Below are 18,982 nucleotides of genomic sequence, written 5' to 3' on the forward strand. Positions count from 1 at the left end.
AGCGAATGGCACAAACCATGCCCTTCTCAATGCACTGCTCCCGTAACCGCTTCGCAGCCCCAGCCGTCATATTCGACGTCGAATAATATTTCGATTTGCAGGCATTTGAGCGTCAGCGCGCGGATGGAGGCTTCGTCGACCGCCTGTTCGCATTCGAGGAAGAGATAGGGGTCGCCGCCGTCCTCCGGCTCCTCGCGGTCCAGCTCGACGAAGCCGAACTGGCTGGCGTATTCCAGCAGCCGTTCGAGATCCTTCTCGCTGCCCCGGAAGCTGACGTCCACCGGGCGCGGGGTGCGGGCCTTGTCGCCATTGGCGGCGAGGCTGGCGAGGACGCCCTTGTCGGCTTCCCATTCCTCTTCCAGCCGGGCGGGATCGACCGGGGGCAGCTTGAGGCTCATGCGTCCGCGCCTTGCTTGGTCAGGCCCGCCACGAACCGCTCGAACAGGTAGAAGCTGTCCTGTGGCCCCGGCGAGGCTTCGGGGTGATATTGCACGGAAAAGGCGTTGCGGTCGGTCAGTTCCAGTCCGCAATTACTGCCGTCGAACAGCGAGACATGCGTCGGCTTCACATTCTCGGGCAAGCTGTCGGTATCGACCGCAAAGCCGTGGTTCATGCTGGTGATCTCGACAAGGCCATCGGACAGGCGCTTGACGGGATGGTTCGCGCCGCGATGCCCCTGATGCATCTTGACCGTCCTGCCACCCGCCGCGATCGCCAGCAGCTGATGCCCCAGACAGATGCCGAAGATCGGCACGTCCGCATCCAGCAGAGCCCGGATCACCGGCACCGCATAGGCTCCCGTCGCCGCCGGATCGCCCGGCCCGTTGGACAGGAACACGCCGTCGGGCTTCAGCGCCATCACATCGGCGAATGACGCGGTCGCGGGTAGAACGGATACCTGCGCCCCGGCCTTCACCAGATTGCGGAAGATGTTGTTCTTCGCGCCATAATCGATCGCGACGACATGCGGGCGAAGTGTGTTTTGGCCGTCGGCTTTGCTGTCGCCATAACCCTGCCCCAGCGTCCATGCGCCGCCGGTCCAGGCGCGGCTTTCCTTGCCTGTCACGGCGATGGCAAGGTCCATCCCCTCCAGCCCCGGCCATTCGCGCGCCTTGGCGATCAGGGCAGGCAGATCGAATGCGCCTTTGGGATCATGCGCGATCACCGCATTGGGCGCGCCTTTTTCGCGGATCATCCGTGTCAGCGCGCGGGTATCGACGCCCGAGATGCCGATGCGGCCATTGGCTTTCATCCACTGATCGAACGGCGCGACGTTACGGAAGTTGCTCGGCTCGGTCACATCCTGCCGCACCACGCAGCCCAGCGCGAACGGCTGGTCGGCCTCCACATCGTCCAGGTTCGTACCGACATTGCCGATATGGGGAAAGGTGAAGGTGACGATCTGACCGGCATAGCTCGGGTCGGTCATGACTTCCTGATAACCCGTCATCGCGGTGTTGAAGCAGACTTCGCCCACCGCATCGCCGACGGCGCCGAAACCGCGGCCGAACACGCAGGTCCCGTCCGCCAATACCAATACCCCGCTGGCTCCTTTGGGCACGGTGAGGGTCTTGGCATCTGCCATCGCTTATGGTCCTTATTTTTGGTTCTGATGACGGCCCGTCTGAAGCGGGTTAAACGGCCGGGTCACTATGCCTGCGGGGCGGCAGGGTCAACTCCTGTTAAAAATCTCTTTTTCCGTTATAGCTGTTTCTTTCCGCCAGACAGGACCGATTTTTTGCGATGATTCGTGACGCCATCAAAGCCGCCCAGATCGATGCGATGAAGGCCGGCGACAAAGACCGCCTTGCCGCCGTGCGCCTGATTTCCGCCAAGTTGAAGGACCGTGACATCGAACTGCGCACCGCCGCGCAGATGCCGGACGACGACGCGATCGTCGTCGATGTGTTGCAGAAGATGGCGAAGCAGCGCCGCGAATCGATCACGATGTTTACCGACGGCGGCCGCACGGAACTTGCCGCGAAGGAGCAGGCCGAGCTGGCGGTGATCGAAAGCTTTCTGCCCGCGCAGATGAGCGAGGCGGACACGCGGGCCGCGATCGAGGCGATCAAGGCGGAAGTGGGCGCGACGACACCCAAGGACATGGGCAAGGTGATGGCGGTCCTGAAGGAACGCCACGGCACGGTGATCGACATGAGCAAGGCAAGCGGGCTGGTAAAGGCGGCTTTGTCGTAACAGGTCCGTCGCGCGTCACGCCCAAAGCCCGTTCGTCCCGAGCGAAGTCGAGGGACTTCGTGCATCGCGCTCGACAGCCGCAAAGGTTACGGCATAATCGACAGATGACGTTTTGGGTGTACATCCTCCGATGCGCAGACGGGCGCTACTACACGGGTCATACCGATGACCTGGAACGACGCTTCGGCGAACATCAGACAGGCGGTCATTGCGCATACACCAGCAAGCGGCGTCCGGTCACTTTGATGTGGTGTCAGCCTTTCGCCAGTCGCATCGAGGCGCTGGAAACCGAACGGCGAATAAAGCCATGGTCTCGCGCAAAAAAAGACGCTTTGATCCGTGAGGATTGGGCCGCCTTATCACATTATGCCCGGCCACCGCGCGAACGTCCCTCGACTTCGCTCGGGACGAACGGAGAGAGTGGCTCTCACCTTCATGTTGTTGCCGACACACCATGTCCCTGACCCCGCAATGGCTGGACGAACTGCGTGCCCGTACCACGCTGTCGACGCTGATCGGCAAGAGCATCAAGGTGCAGAAGGCCGGGCGCGAATATAAGGCGTGCTGCCCTTTTCATAACGAAAAGACGCCCAGTTTCACGATCAATGACGAAAAAGGCTTCTACCACTGTTTCGGCTGCGGCGCGCATGGCGATGCGATCCGGTGGATGACCGAACAGCGCGGCCTGCCCTTCATGGATGCGGTGAAGGAACTGGCGGCGGTCGCAGGCATGGACATCCCCGCCGCCGATCCCCGCGCCGCCAAGCGCGCGGAACAGGCCAAGGGACTGCACGATGTGATGGCGGCTGCGCAGGGCTTTTTCGAGGAGCAGCTTGGCGGCATCGACGGCGCGGACGCCCGTGCCTATCTGCTCAAGCGCGGGATCAGCGACGCGACCCGCCGCGCCTTCGGCTTTGGCTATTCCCCCGACTCGCGGACCAGATTGAAAACCGCGTTGCGCGATTTCGGCGATCCGATGCTGATCGAGGCGGGATTGCTGATCGACCCCGATGCTTCGGAGCCGGAAGGCGAAAAGACCAGGAAACGCGACAGCTACGATCGCTTCCGGGGCCGCCTGATGATCCCGATTCGCGATCCGCGCGGCCGCGTGATTGCCTTTGGCGGACGCATATTGGGCGCGGGCGAGCCGAAATATCTCAATTCGCCCGACACGCCGCTTTTTGACAAAGGGCGCACGCTCTACAACATCGATCGTGCGTCCCCCGCCGCCCGCCAGACGGGCCGGGTGATCGTGGTCGAGGGCTATATGGACGTTGTCGCGCTGGCGCAGGCGGGCTTTGGCGAATGCGTCGCGCCGCTGGGCACGGCCCTGACCGAACATCAAATCGAACGGCTGTGGAAGATGGTCGAAGTGCCGATCCTGTGCTTCGATGGCGATGCCGCGGGGCAAAAGGCGGCGATCCGTGCGGCCATGCGCGCCCTACCCCTGCTACGGCCGGGCCACAGCCTTGCCTTTGCCACTTTGCCGCAAGGGCAGGACCCTGACGATCTGGTGCGCACCGCTGGCGCATCGGCATTCGAGGCTGTGCTGACGCAGGCCGAACCGCTGGTCGATCGCCTTTGGAACCATGCCGTCGCCGCCGGTCCGCTCGAAACGCCCGAACAGCGCGCGGCGTTGAAGCAGCGCCTGTCCGAATATACCGATGCGATGACGCATAATGATGTCCGTGCGCATTATGTGCAGGCATTTCGCGAGCGGCACGATGCCCTGTTTTTCACCCGCAGCGCCCGGCAGGCGCTGCCCCGGCGCGATTCGCGGGACGCGGGCGGCCGAAGGGGACAATGGAGCAAAGGCCAGTGGAAGCCGCCGATCGCACCGCCTTCTGGCGAGGCGCGGGTCATCAGGGCCGTGGGCACCGAAGGCGTGCTGCTGGCGGGGATGATCTGCGGCCTGCTGCGGTATCCCGACCGCATACGCGCGCATCTGGAGGTGCTCTCCGCCCTGCGAATTGCCGATCGCCAGCTTGCCGCGATCATGGAAAAGCTGCTGGCGGGTGTCTGGCGCGAAGAAAGTGTTGAAACAGAGGGCCTGCTTACCATATTGGGGACAGGTGAATTGTATAATAGGGCGAAGGGGCTGCTCCGGGCCGACGCGCTGACATTCACCTTTACCCGAAAAGACGCCGACGCGACTCGCGCACGCCGCGATCTGGACGAGGCAATCCGGGTGATCGCAGCCGGACCGGAGATCGAGGCGGCGCTGGCGGAAGCCACGCGGCGCGCGATGGAAACACTGGACGAGGCAAGCCTGCAACAGCAGCAGGACTTGCTGAAACTGCAAGCGGATCACCAGCAGCGGCTGGCCGATCTGATGCAGCCCGAAGACATAATTTGACGGTCCTCAACGGACCCACGAGCAAGGCGATTACATGGCGAGCAAGGCGAACAAGGGCACCCCGACCGAAGATACCGAATCCGGCGATGCGCCGCTGCTCGACCTCAACGAAGCGTCCGTCAAGAAGCTGCTCTCGCGCGCCAAGAAGCGCGGCTACATCACCTATGACGAGCTGAACAATGCCCTGCCGCAGGACCAGATGTCCTCCGAGCAGATCGAGGATGTGATGTCCGCGCTTAATGACATGGGCGTCAACATCGTCGAGAATGAGGAAGCCAGCGAAGACGGCGACGACGCGCGCGACGATGACGTCGATACCGTCGATTCGGCAGAGGACGAGGACGAGGACGGCGCGCCGTCGCGCGTGGCGGAAAAGAAGAAGGAAACGGTCGATCGTACCGACGATCCCGTGCGCATGTACCTGCGCGAAATGGGTGCGGTCGAACTGCTGAGCCGCGAAGGCGAAATCGCCATCGCCAAGCGAATCGAGGCCGGGCGGGACACCATGATCCTGGGCCTGTGCGAAAGCCCGACGACATTCAACGCGATCATCGAATGGTCGACCGCGCTCAACAACGGCGAAATGCAGTTGCGCGAAATCCTGGATCTCGACGCCATGCTGTCGAAAGACCCGGCGCCCGAAAGCCTGGAGGACGGCGCGGAGGACGATGACGGCGAAATCAGCGCCAAGACTGCCGGACCGACGTTCAAGGAAGAGGAAGAGCCGGAAGAAGCCTCTGCCGATGCGGATGAGGATGAAGAGTCGATGACCGAACGGCGCGCTCCGCGCGTCGAAGAGGAAGACGAGGAAGACAACACCCTCAGCCTGGCGCAGATGGAAGAGCAGCTCAAGCCGATGGCGCTGGAGAAGTTCGCCACCATCACCGAGATTTTCCGTGCCTTTTCGAAGGAACAGGCGCAGCGCCTGAATGCCATGGCGAATGGCGACAGCTATTCGGCGAAACAGGAAGCAAAATATCAGCAGTTGCGCGAGGACCTGACCGCGCAAGTCGAGAGCGTGCAGTTCCACCAGCAGAAGATCGAATATCTGGTCGACCAGCTTTATGCCTATAACCGCCGCCTGACGGCGCTGGGCGGGCAGATGCTGCGTCTGGCCGAGCGCCACAAGGTGCCGCGCAAGGATTTCCTCGACCGCTATGTGAACCACGAGCTGGACGACGGCTGGCTGGCGAGCGTCGCCAATCTGGACAAGAAATGGGCAGCCTTCGTTGCAGCGGAAACGCGCGCCGTCGATCGCATTCGCGTCGAAGTCGCCGAAATCGCGCAGGCGACCGGCATGTCATTGAGCGAGTTCCGTCGCATCGTGAACATGGTGCAGAAAGGCGAGCGCGAAGCGCGGATCGCCAAGAAGGAAATGGTCGAGGCGAACCTGCGCCTCGTCATTTCCATTGCCAAGAAATATACCAACCGCGGCCTGCAATTCCTTGATCTTATTCAGGAAGGCAATATCGGCCTGATGAAGGCCGTCGACAAGTTCGAATATCGCCGCGGTTACAAGTTCTCGACCTATGCGACATGGTGGATCCGCCAGGCGATCACCCGATCGATCGCCGATCAGGCGCGGACCATTCGTATCCCGGTGCACATGATCGAGACGATCAACAAGCTGGTGCGGACCAGCCGCCAGTTCCTGCACGAACAGGGCCGCGAGCCGACGCCCGAGGAAATGGCCGAACGCCTTTCCATGCCGCTCGAAAAGGTCCGCAAGGTGATGAAGATCGCCAAGGAGCCGATCAGCCTCGAAACGCCGATCGGCGACGAGGAGGATTCGCATCTGGGCGATTTCATCGAGGACAAGAACGCGATCATCCCGGTCGATGCGGCGATCCAGGCCAACCTCAAGGAAACGGTGACACGGGTGCTGGCGTCCCTCACCCCGCGTGAGGAGCGTGTGCTGCGCATGCGCTTCGGCATCGGCATGAACACCGATCATACGCTGGAGGAAGTTGGGCAACAGTTCAGCGTGACGCGCGAACGCATTCGCCAGATCGAGGCGAAGGCGCTGCGCAAGCTCAAGCACCCCAGCCGCAGCCGCAAGATGCGCAGCTTCCTCGACCAGTGATGCCGTAGGCAGTGGCAGCGACGAGACGTGCGCCGCGCCTCCATTTCATGTCGACGGCTTAACCCTGTCTTTACCCCGGCTGCGTAACAGTCGGTCGAACATGCATCGCGCGGCCGCGTCTACCGAGACGATGGCGCAGGCACGGGGCAATCAGGGGTAAGCAATGCAGTCTGCGGTTCCGCGCGATGGAGAAGGCAATGTCGGCGACGTCATCGCCGCGCTTGTCGCGGCCGACGGCACCGCAGCCCATCTTTACGCCGATCCGTCAGGCCGATCGCTGCTCAACGCATCGCTGGCGAACCTCGCCGATGCGGCCCATTATCTGTGCATGCTGCATGGCCGCCATCCCGGCGTAATCGATCATGCCGCGACCCGTACCGCAGATAATGCCGCCCGTAGCTGGCTCCTCCAGGCGGCCGACGCCTTTACCGCCGAACGCAGCTTGCTGACGCAGGTCGCCGTCGCCGTCGGCCCCTTGCCCAGCACGGCGGGGCAGGATCAGTGCGACGCGACCGTGCTGCAACAGCGCCATGCGCTCGACATGCTGGCACAGTCCGATCGCCGCGGCTGTGCCATGGGTGCGGCGATCGCGCTGGTCATCGATTGGGGTGCTGTGCGCAAAATCCTCGAAACGGCGGCACTACGGGTCGGGCTGGAGCCACGCCCCTCGATGCTGCCGACCCACGCGGTGACCTTGTCCGTCGCCGATGCCCTCGGCAGCGACGAGGCCAGCGCCCGCGCGCTGCAATTCGGCGCGCGGCAGTTGCTTGGCCAGCATCGCGGTCTGTGGGACCTGCTCTCCGCGCGCGCCAGCATCCGCGCCCACGCCTGATCCGCAAATGCCACTGAGGGGGTTGCCACACTCCCGCACGCTCCCTAGTCCCCGTTACAGGATAGCGGAGCACATCATCCCATGCGTTTTGAAGGCACCCGCGATTATGTCGCGACGCAGGATCTGAAAGTCGCGGTCAATGCCGCCATGTTGCTGCGCCGCCCCTTGCTGGTGAAGGGGGAGCCGGGAACGGGCAAGACCGTGCTGGCCCAGGAAATCGCCAAGGCGATGAGCGCGCCGCTGATCGAATGGAACATCAAATCGACGACCAAGGCGCATCAGGGCCTGTACGAATATGACGCGGTCGCCCGCCTGCGCGACGGGCAACTGGGCGACGCGCGCGTCCACGACATTGCAAACTACATCCGCAAAGGCAAGCTGTGGGAGGCCTTCACCTCACCCACATTGCCCGTGCTGCTGATCGACGAGATCGACAAGGCCGACATCGAGTTTCCCAACGACCTGTTGCAGGAACTCGACCGGATGGCCTTCCACGTCTACGAGACCGGCGAGACCATCGCCGCGCGCGAACGGCCGATCGTCATCATCACATCGAACAACGAAAAGGAATTGCCGGACGCATTCCTGCGCCGCTGCTTCTTCCACTACATCAGTTTTCCCGATCGCGAGACGATGCAGGCGATCATCGATGTCCATTTCCCCGGCATCCAGAAAATCTTGGTCAACAAGGCGATGGACATATTTTACGACATCCGTGAGGTGCCGGGCCTGAAGAAAAAGCCATCGACGTCGGAGCTTCTCGACTGGCTGAAGCTTCTGCTGGCGGAGGATCTGCCGCTCGACGTCCTGCAATCGCGGGATGCGAGCAAGGCCATTCCGCCGCTGCATGGTGCGTTGTTGAAGAACGAACAGGATGTGATGATGTTCGAACGCCTCGCCTTCATGGCGCGGCGCAAGGGATAGGCTTCACGAGGGCGCAACTAGCCCCAGCTCTTCCGTCAATGCATCGAGATCAGCGCCTGGCTTCACCAGTAACCAGTCGCGGCTCGCAGCGCCGTTCACGACGGTCACTGCGCCCTTGGGGCAGATGCCAAGGCAACTGACTTCGACAATACCCGCCTGCCCCTTGCGCCCCTTCTTGAGCGCCAGATGCTTCTTGAGCGCCTTGGCAAGCGGCTGCCTACCCTTCTCGCCGAAGCCGCCATCCACTTTCTTCGAGCATTTCCGACAGACGAGAATGGCGGTCTGCCAGTTCGACCGGACGCGGCTCTTCACCCGCCACGCCCTGCCGCGACGTCGGGCTTCCACGTCCGTCGTTCCTCGGCGACGCGCAGGACATCATAGGCCGCCTGGATGGCCTGAAACCGCGCCGCAGCGTCGGCATCTCCGGGCCGGATGTCCGGGTGATTTTCCTTCGCAAGCCGCCGCCAGCTCTTGCGCACGGCCTCGAAATCCGCGTCGCTTTCCAGTTCGAGCACCGCGAGCGCGCGCATTTCATCACGCGATCGGCTGCCATCACCGGGACCGCCCCAGCCATAAAAGGCGCTGCCCTTGAATCCGTCCGCGTCGCGCTGTTCCGCCTGTTCGCGTGCGGCACGCTCTTCGGCGTCGAGGCCCTGAAAATAGTCCCAGTTCCGGTTATACTCCCCGGCATGCTCGGAGCAGAAATACCAGCGTTCCGGGCTGTTGGGCGATTTGGGGGCGGGGCAGTCCCCAGGTTTTTCGCAGCCGTGCCGGTCGCACAGGCGCACCTGCTGTGCATCCCGGGCGGAACCATAGCCGCGCCATCGTGGAAAACCCCAGTCATTTGATCGTCTGGCTTTGGACATCGCACCAATGTAGCGGTTGCCCCGCGCCAAAGAAAGGAAGCAGGGCAAAGAAAAACAAATGCCAGGAGGCCTGTAAGCCGGGTTCTGTCCATCCCGGCAAGCCGGAACTGGGCGACCATTCATCTAGGACCATGATCGCTCATGGCCTCAAGCAACCAACCCGGACGATCGAGCCGAAAAATGCCCTGGAACTTGCGCTCCGTGCCGTCCCTATTCGGTCTTGCTCCCGGTGGGGTTTACCATGCCGTCGCCCGTTGCCGGGGACGCGGTGCGCTCTTACCGCACCCTTTCACTGTCACGCGGCCGAAGCCTCAAGTCCTAAGACAAACGCGACCTGCTCTCTGTTGCACTTTCCCTGGAGTTGCCTCCGCCAGCCGTTAGCTGGCACCGTCTTTTCGTGGAGCCCGGACTTTCCTCGCCATATCGCTATGCCGCGGTCGCCCAGCCTCCTGGCATTGCGGCCTTAGCGGCAATTTCCCGGCTAGTCATCCCCCCGCGGCTTCGGCAAAAGCAGCGCCAGCAGAATGGCGCGACATTCGCCGTCGATGATCCCGTCGATCATTTCCGGGCGAAAGCGGCGCTGGAAGGCAACGACGGCCGCCTCCTGATCGGTAATGTCATAACCGAAGCGTTCGAGCGCGAGCATAAAGCCGCTATCGGTCCAGTGCGGGTCCATGAGGTTCTTGGTCGGGCGCGGAAGGGCCAGCCGAAGCCGGGCCAATGTGTGCCAGGGAAAAAGCTCGCCAGGGTCCTGCTTGCGCGCCGGTGCGATGTCGCTGTGACCCACGACATTGCCGCGGGTGATGCGATATCGCTGCACAATATCATTCACCAGCGGAACTAGCGCTTGCATCTGCACCTCAGGAAAAGGGCGATAGCCCCATTCATGGCCCGGATTGACGATCTCTATCCCGATGCTGGCGGAATTGACGTCGGATATGCCGCGCCAGTGCGACTTGCCGGCGTGCCAGGCGCGCTTCTCCTCGGCGACCATGCGGATCACCTGCCCGTCCTCCGTCACGACATAATGGGCCGACACTTTCGATTCCGGATTGGCGAGCCAGTTGATCGCGCTCGCTGCATCAGGCATCCCGGTATAATGCAGGACCAGCATCGAAACCGGCGCCTTGCGGTCATCGAAATTGGGAGAAGGCGTTTCGATGATGCCGCTGTACATCACGACGGTGTCTCGATCATCTGGCCCCGTTTCGCGGTACGGATCGTGATGACCGCTACGCCCACAAGCACGAACACTCCACCCAGCATCATCATTCCCGTGATCGGCGTGTCAAATATGACGTAGGAGACAATGACGGAGAGTATCGGCGCAATCAAGGTGTAGGGCATGACGGCCCCGATCGGATGCCGCTGCACCAGGATCGACAGGCCGCCATGCCCGATGATTGTCGAACCGATGGCGGAGAAGCCGATCCACAGCCAGGCCAGCGCAGGCATTGCGACGATTCCGGCCATGGCCTCACGCTCGAATATCAGCGCGAGCGGCCCCAGAATCATCACCCCAGCCAGACCGAGCCACGCGAACAGCGTCGCCACGCGCACGTCAGCCATCTGGCGCGTCATCAATGAGCCCACCGCCCAGATCAGGGACGAACCGGCCATCAATGCAAGGCCGGGGAGTTCGTGGATGGCAGCGGGATCGAACCCGACGAGCATGACCCCGGTAAAAGCCAGGAACAGCCCCATGACACGCGGCAGCCGGATTTTTTCGCCCAGGAACAGCACCGAAAGGAGCACCGCAAACGGCGCGCCCATCTGCCCCGCGATGACGAGCGCGCCGACATTGTCCGAAATGGCGAGCGCCATGTTGATCGGTATGTAGAATAACGCACCCGCCAGCACGGCATAGAGTGGAATGACGCGCATCCGCCCCGGCACGAAGCGCAGGAACGGCAGGCATAACACCGCCACGATCGCCTGCCGCAGAAAGGCGGCCGTCAGCGGCGAGGTGAGTTGCAGGGCCAGCTTCACCGCAATCACGTTCAGCCCCCATGTCACAGTCATCAGGGCGATAAGGACCCAATCCCGCAGGTCGAACGGCCGCTCGACATGTACGGGTGGTGCAGGCGGTATATTGGGGGAGGCAGGCGAAGGCATAGCTTCGCCCTAACGCATAATCGTCGGTAACGCAGCGACTATCAGCGCGCGCGACGGATCGGCTGTTCGGCTATTTCACCCGGACCGCCACGGCGCTCATAGCTGCCGCGGAAATCCCGGCTGGACGCGAACTCCTCTGTCTGGCCGATCACCGTTTCGCCGGCACCCAGCAGAAGATAGCCGCCGGACCGGCTATATTGCGCGAGGCGCTGAAATGCCTTCCGCCGCATGTCCAGCGAGAAATAGAGAAGGACGTTACGGCACAGGATCAGGTCGTAATGGCCACCCGGCACTTGCGGGTCGAACAGATTGTCGACCCGGAAATCGATCATCCGCCGCAGGTCGTCATTGGCTTTCCAATCATCGCCGACAGGTTCGAAAAATCGCAGCAGGTCGGTGATCGCGAGGCCACGCTGAACATCGATCTGCGAGAAAATGCCGGATTTGGCGCGCGCGACCGCGGCGGTGGAAATGTCGGTCGCCAATATGCTGATACGCCAGCCCTGCCAGCGATCCTGATCCTTGCGGAACTGCATCGCCAGCGAATAGGCTTCCTGTCCGGTCGAGCAACCGGCACACCAGATACGCAACACCCGCTCGCTGCGAGTCTGTTGCATATGGGGCAGCAATTCCCGCGCGATCATGTCGAACGTCTGGAGATCGCGAAAGAAGCTGCTTTCGTTGTTGAGAAGCGCGTTGACGACGTCGTCGCTCAATTGCCGTTCGGTTCCCGACAGCAACCGCGCGACCAATGCTTCAAGATCAGGCAAGGCATTGGCCCGCAGGACCGGCTTGAGCGCGGTTTCGATGCGCCATATCCGGTTTTCGGCGAGAATCTGGCCCGTGCGCGATTCGAGGAGGCCCGCCAACACCCGCATCGCGCTGGTGAAGCTGGTACGGCTGGTCTCGGCCACCGCCGCCCGTGCTACCCCATCGCTCATGCCACGGGGGCAATCTGATGACTGAGATAGGGCATGATCTTCTCCGGCGGCAATAATGCGGCGGCGAGGCCCGACCGGGCCACCGATCCGGGCATGCCCCACACGACGCTGCTGGCTTCATCCTGGGCGATGACAATGCCACCGCCATCGACGATATGTGCGGCGCCAAGCGAACCGTCACGCCCCATGCCCGTGAGCACGATGCCCGCGGCACCATCGCCGTAACAGCGGGCGATGCTCATGAACATCGGATCGACGGCCGGCAATGCGCTGAGCGGCGTGCGGTCGGGCGACAGGGCGACGGCGATCTGCCCACCCCAGTTGCGGCGGCACCCCAGATTGGCTTCGCCCGGCGCGACGTAAACATGATCGGGGCGCAATATCTCGCCCTCTTCGGCGACCTTGACCGGCAGCGACGTCATGCGACCAAGCTGCGCCGCGAAATAGGAAATGAAGCTGGCCGGAAGATGCTGCGTCAGCAGGATCGGAACGCCGACGGTTTCCGTCATGCCCGCAAACAATTGGCCAAGCGCATGAATGCCGCCGGTCGATGCACCAACGCCCAGACAGGAGAGGCGCCGACGCCCGGTCGCATCGCGCAACTGAATGGTCTGCTCCGTGCCATCTTCATTTTCGACGCCCACGATACGCGCGATCCGCCCCAGCAGCGCACGGGCAAACTGGTCGCCGAAAGATCCGTGGGTCGGCTTCGAAAGAATGTCGCTCGCGCCGATCGCAAGGGCTTCGACGGCGACGGCGCTGCCTTCCTCGCACGCGCCGGACAGGATGATGACCTTTGCACCATTGCCCGCTGACAGGATCGAAGGCAGGGCAACGATGCCGCTTTGCCCCGGCATCTCGACATCGAGCAGGACAAGATCGACACTGACCTGCGCCAGAACGGTCAACGCTTGCTGCGCGTTGCTGGTCTTTCCGACGACGACGAAATCCTCGTGCGCGGCCAGGATACGTTCGAGCACGGTACGCGCGACCACGGAATCATCGACGATCAGCACACGATGCTGACGCCCTTCCTTCCCTGATCTGACGGTAGCCTCACTGCGAGCGAACATCTGCAAAAAACCTTCAGGCGAACGTGACAAGTTGAGGAGACGACGCCTCCTGTGCGCATGAGGAAAAGGTCAGATGACTCCCACGATCTGGAGCTTGCTTTCGAGCGTGTCACGATCGAACGGTTTCATCACATATTCGTCGGCACCGGCCTCAACCGCCGCCTTGATATGTCCCAAGCCATTTTCCGTCGTGCAGAAAATGACTTTCGGTCGCGCGTCGAGCTTCGTCTTGGACAGTTCCTGGAGGAATTCCATCCCGCTCATCACGGGCATGTTCCAGTCGAGAAGAACGACATCGGGCAGCGACGCTTCGCACTGCGTAAGGGCGTCGCGGCCGTCACAAGCCTCCGTCACGTGGATGTCGAGCGACTCCAATATGTGCCGAGCGACCTTGCGAATGACTTTCGAGTCATCGACGACGAGGCAGTTTTTCATCAGTTTAGGACCCTTTTCCGGCGCTTCCCACGCAGCAATGCCTTAGCGCCTAAAGCTGAGCGATTGGTAAATGGCTGATTGAAAAAGATTTACGCGGCCTGTGCCGTCAACGCAGGGTCTATGAAACTGGCCAGAGATACCAGCAGATGCGCCGTGCCTTCATTTTCCACAATGGCCTGGACGAACGGCGCCCAGGCTGGCGACAACGGACTGTGGAGAGGCAGCGGGGCCTGCTGCACCGCGCAGATATCGCTGACGGATTCGACGATGAGGCCGTAGCTGTGGCCGCTGATGTCGGCGACGATGGCAAGCTGGCCTTGCAGGCGCGACGCCGACCGGTCGTCGATCAGCGCGGCGATGTCGATCATGGTCAGAACGCGGCTGCGCAATGCGGAAAGCCCGGCAATATGACGCGGCATGCCCGGCACGGGTGAAATGTCGGCGAAGCGCACGACCGCTTCGACGTCTTCCGACCGCACCGCGATCGGGGTTCCGGCGACGCGCGCGAACAGATAGAGGGGATCAGTCATGCGGCACGGTCCTTGCGGATGGTTTCGATCGCCGCCATCAGAGCGGCGCTGTCATAACGATAGATGGTCGGATCGTTGACGCCAGAAGGCCGTGGCGCAGAGCGCAGCCTGACCACCGGATGGCTTTGCGGAAGGCAATCGGTGGCGCCCGAACCCACGCTGACCACGACATCATCGGGCCTTAGCGGTGCATCCTCAGGCAGGCCGATAACGACATCATATCCCGCCTGCTGCAAAAGCGGTGCAAGCATCTCCCGCGCCCAAGGGTCGTCCCCTTCCGCCAGAACACAGCGGGGCGGTGCGTCATCCCTCACCGGATCATGTGGCATCGCCGCGAACAGAACGAAGGGATCGAGGATTTCGAGGTGGATGCCATCGATCACGGTGACCCCGCTGATCGGCCCGTCGGACAGGCGCATGTCCGGGACAGTGGGCATTTCTACGATGTCGATCACGCGGCCTACGGGATAGCATATTTCCCGGTCACCGTCGCGCAATCGCAGGGCCGTGACGCGATCGGTATCGAACCGGTGATGGCCGTTCGCGACCCACAGAAGGCGATCGTCCACCCGCACGAACGCGCGGCCCGCAGACATGCCGAAGCGGGCTGCATCGATGTCTTCGACTCGCTCGACAAGCGACAGGCGGAGCAGCCGCTCCTCGCCGCCAAGCTCCCGAAACCGCAAAGCACGGATCATCTCTGGGCCGGCTTCCGCTTGTCGATCATGGTCCGGCGCGGCCAATCCGCCATTGTCGGCCGCAAGCGACAAACCGGCGGCATTGGCGAGGCCAGCGGCATCGAGCAGCAGCATCGGCCGACCATTGTCCGGCAGGGTCATGCCCGCATAGACTCCCGCCATCATGACGACGGGTGAGGCGGGCCGGATAACCAGCTCCTCATGATTGTCCACACTGCCGACGGCCATGGCAAAGGGTATCCCGGACGAAGAACGGACCACCATGATCGTCCGCGGACCGTGCATTTCGGCGCGCGGCAGGCCGAGGACGTCCTCCAGTTCGATCATCGCGTGGCGGATGTTGCGGATGGTCGCGATACATGCGCCGCCAACCCGGGTGATCGACAGCATTTCATTGTTTTCGTGCAGAATCTCGACAATCGCGGCACGCGGAATGGCAAATTGCTGCCCGCCAGCACGCACGATCAAGCCGGGAATGATGGTCAACGTGAGTGGGACGCGCAGGATGATGCTCAAACCCTGTCCGGGGCGATTGTCGATGGCGATCACGCCGCCGATCCGTTCTACATTGGCCCGCACGATGTCCATGCCGACCCCGCGCCCCGAAATTGCCGACACTTCGCGCGCGGTCGACAGGCCGGGATGGAAGATCAGGTCCAGCCGTTCCTCTTCGGTCATGCGCGCGGCGACATCGGCCGTGATCGCGCCGCTTTCAAGCGCCTTGCGGACCAGCCGGGCGGTATCGATACCCCGCCCGTCGTCGCTGATCTCTATGACGATCTGATTGCCCGACTGACGGGCGACGAGGCGCAGCAGACCCGCCTCCGGCTTACCTGCCTGCACCCGTTCGGCCGGAGTCTCGATGCCGTGATCGATGCTGTTGCGCACGATATGTGTCAGCGGATCGACCACCATCTCGACCATCTCGCGGTCCATCTCGACATCGCCGCCTTCCATATCCAGCTCAATGCGTTTGCCGAGATCCCGGCACAGGTCGCGAACCATGCGCGGGACAGCGGCGAACAAGCGGTCAACACGCTGCATCCGGGTCTTGGAAATGACGTCGCGCATGTCCGCAACGCAGGCAGACAGCCGCTCGAACGCGCTGTCCAGTTCCGGGTCCGATGTCCGCTCGCGCAGCTTGCGCGAAAGCTCGTTGCGGGCAAGAACCATGTCCGACACGCCGTTCATCAGCTGATCGATCAGCGTGAGAGGCAAGCGTATGGTACGCATGCCGCCAGCCGCATTTTCGCGACGCTGCGGCGCTGCTGCGGCGACGGGCGTTTCGACGACGGGCGGTGCGTCCACGGCCCGCAGCGCCGCGATCAACATATCGTCATCCTCGTTCGCAAGCGAGGCACCCGAGGCCACGGCTTCCGCCAGTTCGCCGATACGATCCATAACCGCCAGAACGGCACTCACGGTCGCCGGATCGGCCGTGCGACGATCGGCGCGAACATCCGACAGCACATCTTCGGCGGCGTGGCTGAGCCGTTCGAACCGCGGCAGATTGAGGAACCCGCAGCTTCCCTTGACGGTATGGAAGAACCGAAAAATCGCATCGAGACGATCGCGATCGGACGGATCGGCTTCCCACGCGACGACGACACCGGCGAGCGCCTCAAGCGTTTCCTGCGTTTCGGAAATGAATTCGCCCAGTAGTTCGTCCATTTGCCCCGTCCGATGCCAGCACGTGGCGCGCATCATCGGGCAGGGATGGTTAAGACCGCGTTAAAACTGCGGACTTTCAGCCATTTGGCCAGCAGCCCTCAGCCCGGAAGACTGGCGCCGAACAGCAGGACCGGATCGCCCGGCTGGGACAGCATGATGTCGCCGCCAGCGCGTACGACGAGGGTACGGATCATCCAGGCCGCCGCCGTGCGCGCCGACAGGGCGTCGGCCGCAAGTGTGCCGCCGAGCGCCCCGCGCAGCTCGGGATCGAGAATGACTTTCGGCCCTTCAGCGCGAACGACCAATTCGGTCACATCAGCCCGGCGTTCCGCCCCGATGTCAAGTTGACCGCCCCGCACCAGTGCATCCCCGGCGATGAGCGCAAGGTTGAGCAATATCTTGGCGGCCGGCTTGGGCAGGCTGTCGTCGGCAACCATCCAGCCGATCTTGACTCGCCCGTTGGCGGCGAACATGCCCTCGATCGCCGTCAAGGTCTCGCTGGCAGGCACGCTGTCGCCATAGCCCCCGGCCGAACCGAAGGCGAGGCGGAAGAATTTGAGCTTGTTGGCGGATGTCCGGGCGCTGTCAGCCAGCAATTCCAGACAGCGCTGGCGCATTTCCGGGTCAGTCTCGTCCGCCATCAGTTCCAGCCCGTTGTTTAGCGCGCCGACGGGGCTGAGCAAATCATGGCACAGGCGCGAACACAGCAGCGCCGCAAACTCTAGGCTCTGGTCGTTGGGCAGATCAGTCATGCAAGGGCTTTCCGGCGTAACCGACAAAGTACGAAGGGACGAAACAGCCCTGCCTCTTGCCGCCCCGCGTACGGCGATGCAAGCGATGATGTGACGTCACGCGTCGAGCGCCTGTCCCTCCACGATCAGCTGTCGCTCCACGAAGCGATCGTGCAGACCGCCCTCCCCCGCCTGCCAAAGGCGCATGCCGCCGCTTGCGATCACGAGCCAGAACTGACCGTCCGGCAAGGCCTGCGCCGCGTCTGTCGGCGACGGCACCGGATTGCCTTGCGGATGCGAATGATAATGGCCGATCACGGCCCGTCCGCCCTGCCGTGCCGAACGGTGCGCGGCGAGCAGCGTTGCGGGATCGATCTCGAACCGGCGCGCGCGGTCGCGCGCGACATTGGCGGCCGGGACGATATCGGCGATCGCATCCCGCGTGCCGAGCAGCAGGCCGCATATTTCCTCGCCCGCTGCGGCGCGCGCGCTGGCGATCAGGCGATCATGCAGCAAACTTGATAAACGCACGCTCATCCCCACATTGCTAGTCCATGCTGCCGGGGCTTTCCACCATCAACGCCACCATCGCCGACGCCCTTTCCGGCGCACGGCTGGACAAGGCGCTGTCCGCCGTGGTGCCCGACCTTTCGCGCGAGCGCATCAAGGCGCTGATTCTGGAAGGCCAGGTGATGACCCCCGATGGTCGTGCGATGACCGATCCTGCGCTGAAGGTAGCGGGCGGCGATCGGTTCGCGCTGCATGTGCCGCCTCCCGCCGAGGCGACGGCACGACCGCAGGCAATCGCCCTCAACGTCGTCTATGAAGACGCTGACCTGATCGTCATCGACAAGCCCGCAGGCATGGTCGTCCATCCCGCGGCTGGCAACGCCGATGGTACGCTTGTCAACGCGCTGCTGCATCATTGCGCGGGGCAATTGTCCGGCATCGGAGGGGTGGCGCGCCCCGGCATCGTCCACCGTATCGACAAGGACACGTCCGGCCTGATCGTCGCGGCCAAGAATGACATCGCCCATGAGGGGCTGGCCCGGCAGTTCAAGGACCACAGCATCGCGCGCCGCTATGCCGCGATCGTCAGCGGTCGCCCCGTTCCCCCGGCGGGCACGGTCGATCAGTGGATTGGCCGGTCCGACAGCGATCGCAAGAAGATGGCGGTGCAGCCCGAAGGACGCGGGAAGCATGCGGTGACGCATTACCGCATGCTGGAGAAACTGCGCGATTCGGCACTGGTTGAATGTCGGCTGGAAACGGGCCGGACGCATCAGGTGCGCGTGCATATGGCCCATATCGGTCATCCGCTGATCGGCGATCCCGTTTACAGTAAGTCGAAAAAACATTTCAAATCGATACTCGAAACGCTGGGTTTCAATCGTCAGGCATTGCACGCGCGCACGCTGGGGTTTATCCATCCCGTAAGCAGAAATGCTTTGGCCTTTGAAAGCCGAATCCCGGCTGACATGCAGGAACTGTTAAGCCAGCTTCGCGTAATCTAGGTTCCAATGTGCAACAG

At 62.7% G+C, this 18,982-nt stretch carries 20 protein-coding genes and 1 other RNA gene; 7 read left to right on the plus strand and 14 right to left on the minus strand.

Going from position 1 to position 18,982, the window contains the following annotated elements; genetic code table 11:
• Positions 1–26 precede the first annotated feature (26 nt).
• Together ENE74_RS00380 and carA are read right to left on the minus strand one after the other, a co-directional pair.
• Complete coding sequence (locus ENE74_RS00380) at positions 27–398, minus strand: ribonuclease E inhibitor RraB (RefSeq protein ID WP_127688670.1); 372 nt, start codon at positions 396–398, stop codon at positions 27–29.
• Entirely contained in the window at positions 395–1,585 is a 1,191-nt protein-coding gene (carA, locus tag ENE74_RS00385; RefSeq protein ID WP_127688671.1) for a glutamine-hydrolyzing carbamoyl-phosphate synthase small subunit, read from the minus strand. The genes ENE74_RS00380 and carA overlap by 4 nt, the downstream gene beginning before the upstream one ends.
• A 158-nt stretch (positions 1,586–1,743) precedes the next feature.
• Here carA and ENE74_RS00390 point away from each other — a divergent pair, with 158 nt between their 5' ends.
• The 6 genes from ENE74_RS00390 to ENE74_RS00415 all read left to right on the plus strand — a co-directional run bounded on the left by ENE74_RS00390 (position 1,744) and on the right by ENE74_RS00415 (position 8,391).
• On the plus strand, positions 1,744–2,196 hold the full coding sequence (locus ENE74_RS00390) for a GatB/YqeY domain-containing protein (RefSeq protein WP_127688672.1): 453 nt from the start codon (positions 1,744–1,746) through the stop codon (positions 2,194–2,196).
• A gap of 104 nt (positions 2,197–2,300) precedes the next feature.
• The gene (locus ENE74_RS00395) at positions 2,301–2,660 is read left to right on the plus strand and encodes a GIY-YIG nuclease family protein (RefSeq protein WP_127688673.1); all 360 of its coding nucleotides are present in this window, start codon (positions 2,301–2,303) and stop codon (positions 2,658–2,660) included.
• Complete coding sequence (gene dnaG, locus ENE74_RS00400; protein WP_127688674.1) at positions 2,651–4,552, plus strand: DNA primase; 1,902 nt, start codon at positions 2,651–2,653, stop codon at positions 4,550–4,552. Before ENE74_RS00395 ends, dnaG begins: the two co-directional genes overlap by 10 nt.
• Positions 4,553–4,586: 34 nt before the next feature.
• A complete protein-coding gene (gene rpoD, locus ENE74_RS00405; protein ID WP_127688675.1) occupies positions 4,587–6,635 on the plus strand; it encodes an RNA polymerase sigma factor RpoD in 2,049 nt (682 codons plus the stop codon).
• 163 nt (positions 6,636–6,798) lie between these two features.
• Positions 6,799–7,467, plus strand: coding sequence for a DUF6975 family protein (locus ENE74_RS00410; RefSeq protein ID WP_127688676.1), 669 nt, complete (start codon positions 6,799–6,801; stop codon positions 7,465–7,467).
• A gap of 81 nt (positions 7,468–7,548) precedes the next feature.
• Positions 7,549–8,391: an AAA family ATPase gene (locus ENE74_RS00415; RefSeq protein WP_127688677.1), complete on the plus strand. Its 843-nt coding sequence runs from the start codon at positions 7,549–7,551 to the stop codon at positions 8,389–8,391.
• A gap of 3 nt (positions 8,392–8,394) precedes the next feature.
• On the opposite strand, the gene ENE74_RS00420 is transcribed toward ENE74_RS00415, so the two are convergent.
• The 12 genes from ENE74_RS00420 to ENE74_RS00475 form a co-directional block, all read right to left on the minus strand.
• The gene (locus ENE74_RS00420; RefSeq protein ID WP_127688678.1) at positions 8,395–8,703 is read right to left on the minus strand and encodes a (2Fe-2S) ferredoxin domain-containing protein; all 309 of its coding nucleotides are present in this window, start codon (positions 8,701–8,703) and stop codon (positions 8,395–8,397) included.
• Entirely contained in the window at positions 8,700–9,257 is a 558-nt protein-coding gene (locus ENE74_RS00425; protein ID WP_127688679.1) for a J domain-containing protein, read from the minus strand. The genes ENE74_RS00420 and ENE74_RS00425 overlap by 4 nt, the downstream gene beginning before the upstream one ends.
• Before the next feature lie 57 nt (positions 9,258–9,314).
• Positions 9,315–9,710: RNase P RNA component class A (gene rnpB / locus ENE74_RS00430), an RNA gene on the minus strand.
• A gap of 28 nt (positions 9,711–9,738) precedes the next feature.
• On the minus strand, positions 9,739–10,434 hold the full coding sequence (locus ENE74_RS00435; protein ID WP_127688680.1) for an N-acetylmuramoyl-L-alanine amidase: 696 nt from the start codon (positions 10,432–10,434) through the stop codon (positions 9,739–9,741).
• Positions 10,434–11,279 (minus strand): DMT family transporter, encoded by an 846-nt coding sequence (locus ENE74_RS00440; RefSeq protein WP_241241760.1) that lies wholly within the window; start codon positions 11,277–11,279, stop codon positions 10,434–10,436. Before ENE74_RS00440 ends, ENE74_RS00435 begins: the two co-directional genes overlap by 1 nt.
• Before the next feature lie 134 nt (positions 11,280–11,413).
• On the minus strand, positions 11,414–12,313 hold the full coding sequence (locus tag ENE74_RS00445; protein ID WP_127688682.1) for a CheR family methyltransferase: 900 nt from the start codon (positions 12,311–12,313) through the stop codon (positions 11,414–11,416).
• On the minus strand, positions 12,310–13,386 hold the full coding sequence (locus tag ENE74_RS00450; RefSeq protein ID WP_127688683.1) for a chemotaxis protein CheB: 1,077 nt from the start codon (positions 13,384–13,386) through the stop codon (positions 12,310–12,312). The genes ENE74_RS00445 and ENE74_RS00450 overlap by 4 nt, the downstream gene beginning before the upstream one ends.
• A gap of 69 nt (positions 13,387–13,455) precedes the next feature.
• On the minus strand, positions 13,456–13,821 hold the full coding sequence (locus ENE74_RS00455; protein ID WP_127688684.1) for a response regulator: 366 nt from the start codon (positions 13,819–13,821) through the stop codon (positions 13,456–13,458).
• Between the two features lie 89 nt (positions 13,822–13,910).
• Positions 13,911–14,351, minus strand: coding sequence for a chemotaxis protein CheW (locus tag ENE74_RS00460; RefSeq protein WP_127688685.1), 441 nt, complete (start codon positions 14,349–14,351; stop codon positions 13,911–13,913).
• Positions 14,348–16,720, minus strand: coding sequence for a chemotaxis protein CheA (locus ENE74_RS00465; RefSeq protein ID WP_127688686.1), 2,373 nt, complete (start codon positions 16,718–16,720; stop codon positions 14,348–14,350). Before ENE74_RS00465 ends, ENE74_RS00460 begins: the two co-directional genes overlap by 4 nt.
• Before the next feature lie 98 nt (positions 16,721–16,818).
• The gene (locus ENE74_RS00470) at positions 16,819–17,472 is read right to left on the minus strand and encodes a histidine phosphotransferase family protein (protein WP_127688687.1); all 654 of its coding nucleotides are present in this window, start codon (positions 17,470–17,472) and stop codon (positions 16,819–16,821) included.
• 96 nt (positions 17,473–17,568) lie between these two features.
• A complete protein-coding gene (locus ENE74_RS00475) occupies positions 17,569–17,988 on the minus strand; it encodes a M67 family metallopeptidase (protein ID WP_127688688.1) in 420 nt (139 codons plus the stop codon).
• A 17-nt stretch (positions 17,989–18,005) separates the two neighbouring features.
• On the opposite strand from ENE74_RS00475, the gene ENE74_RS00480 reads away from it, so the two are divergent.
• Entirely contained in the window at positions 18,006–18,965 is a 960-nt protein-coding gene (locus ENE74_RS00480; protein WP_127688689.1) for an RluA family pseudouridine synthase, read from the plus strand.
• Positions 18,966–18,982 lie beyond the last annotated feature (17 nt).

The organism is Sphingobium algorifonticola, from assembly GCF_004005485.1.
Classification (GTDB): Bacteria; Pseudomonadota; Alphaproteobacteria; order Sphingomonadales; family Sphingomonadaceae; genus Sphingobium; species Sphingobium algorifonticola.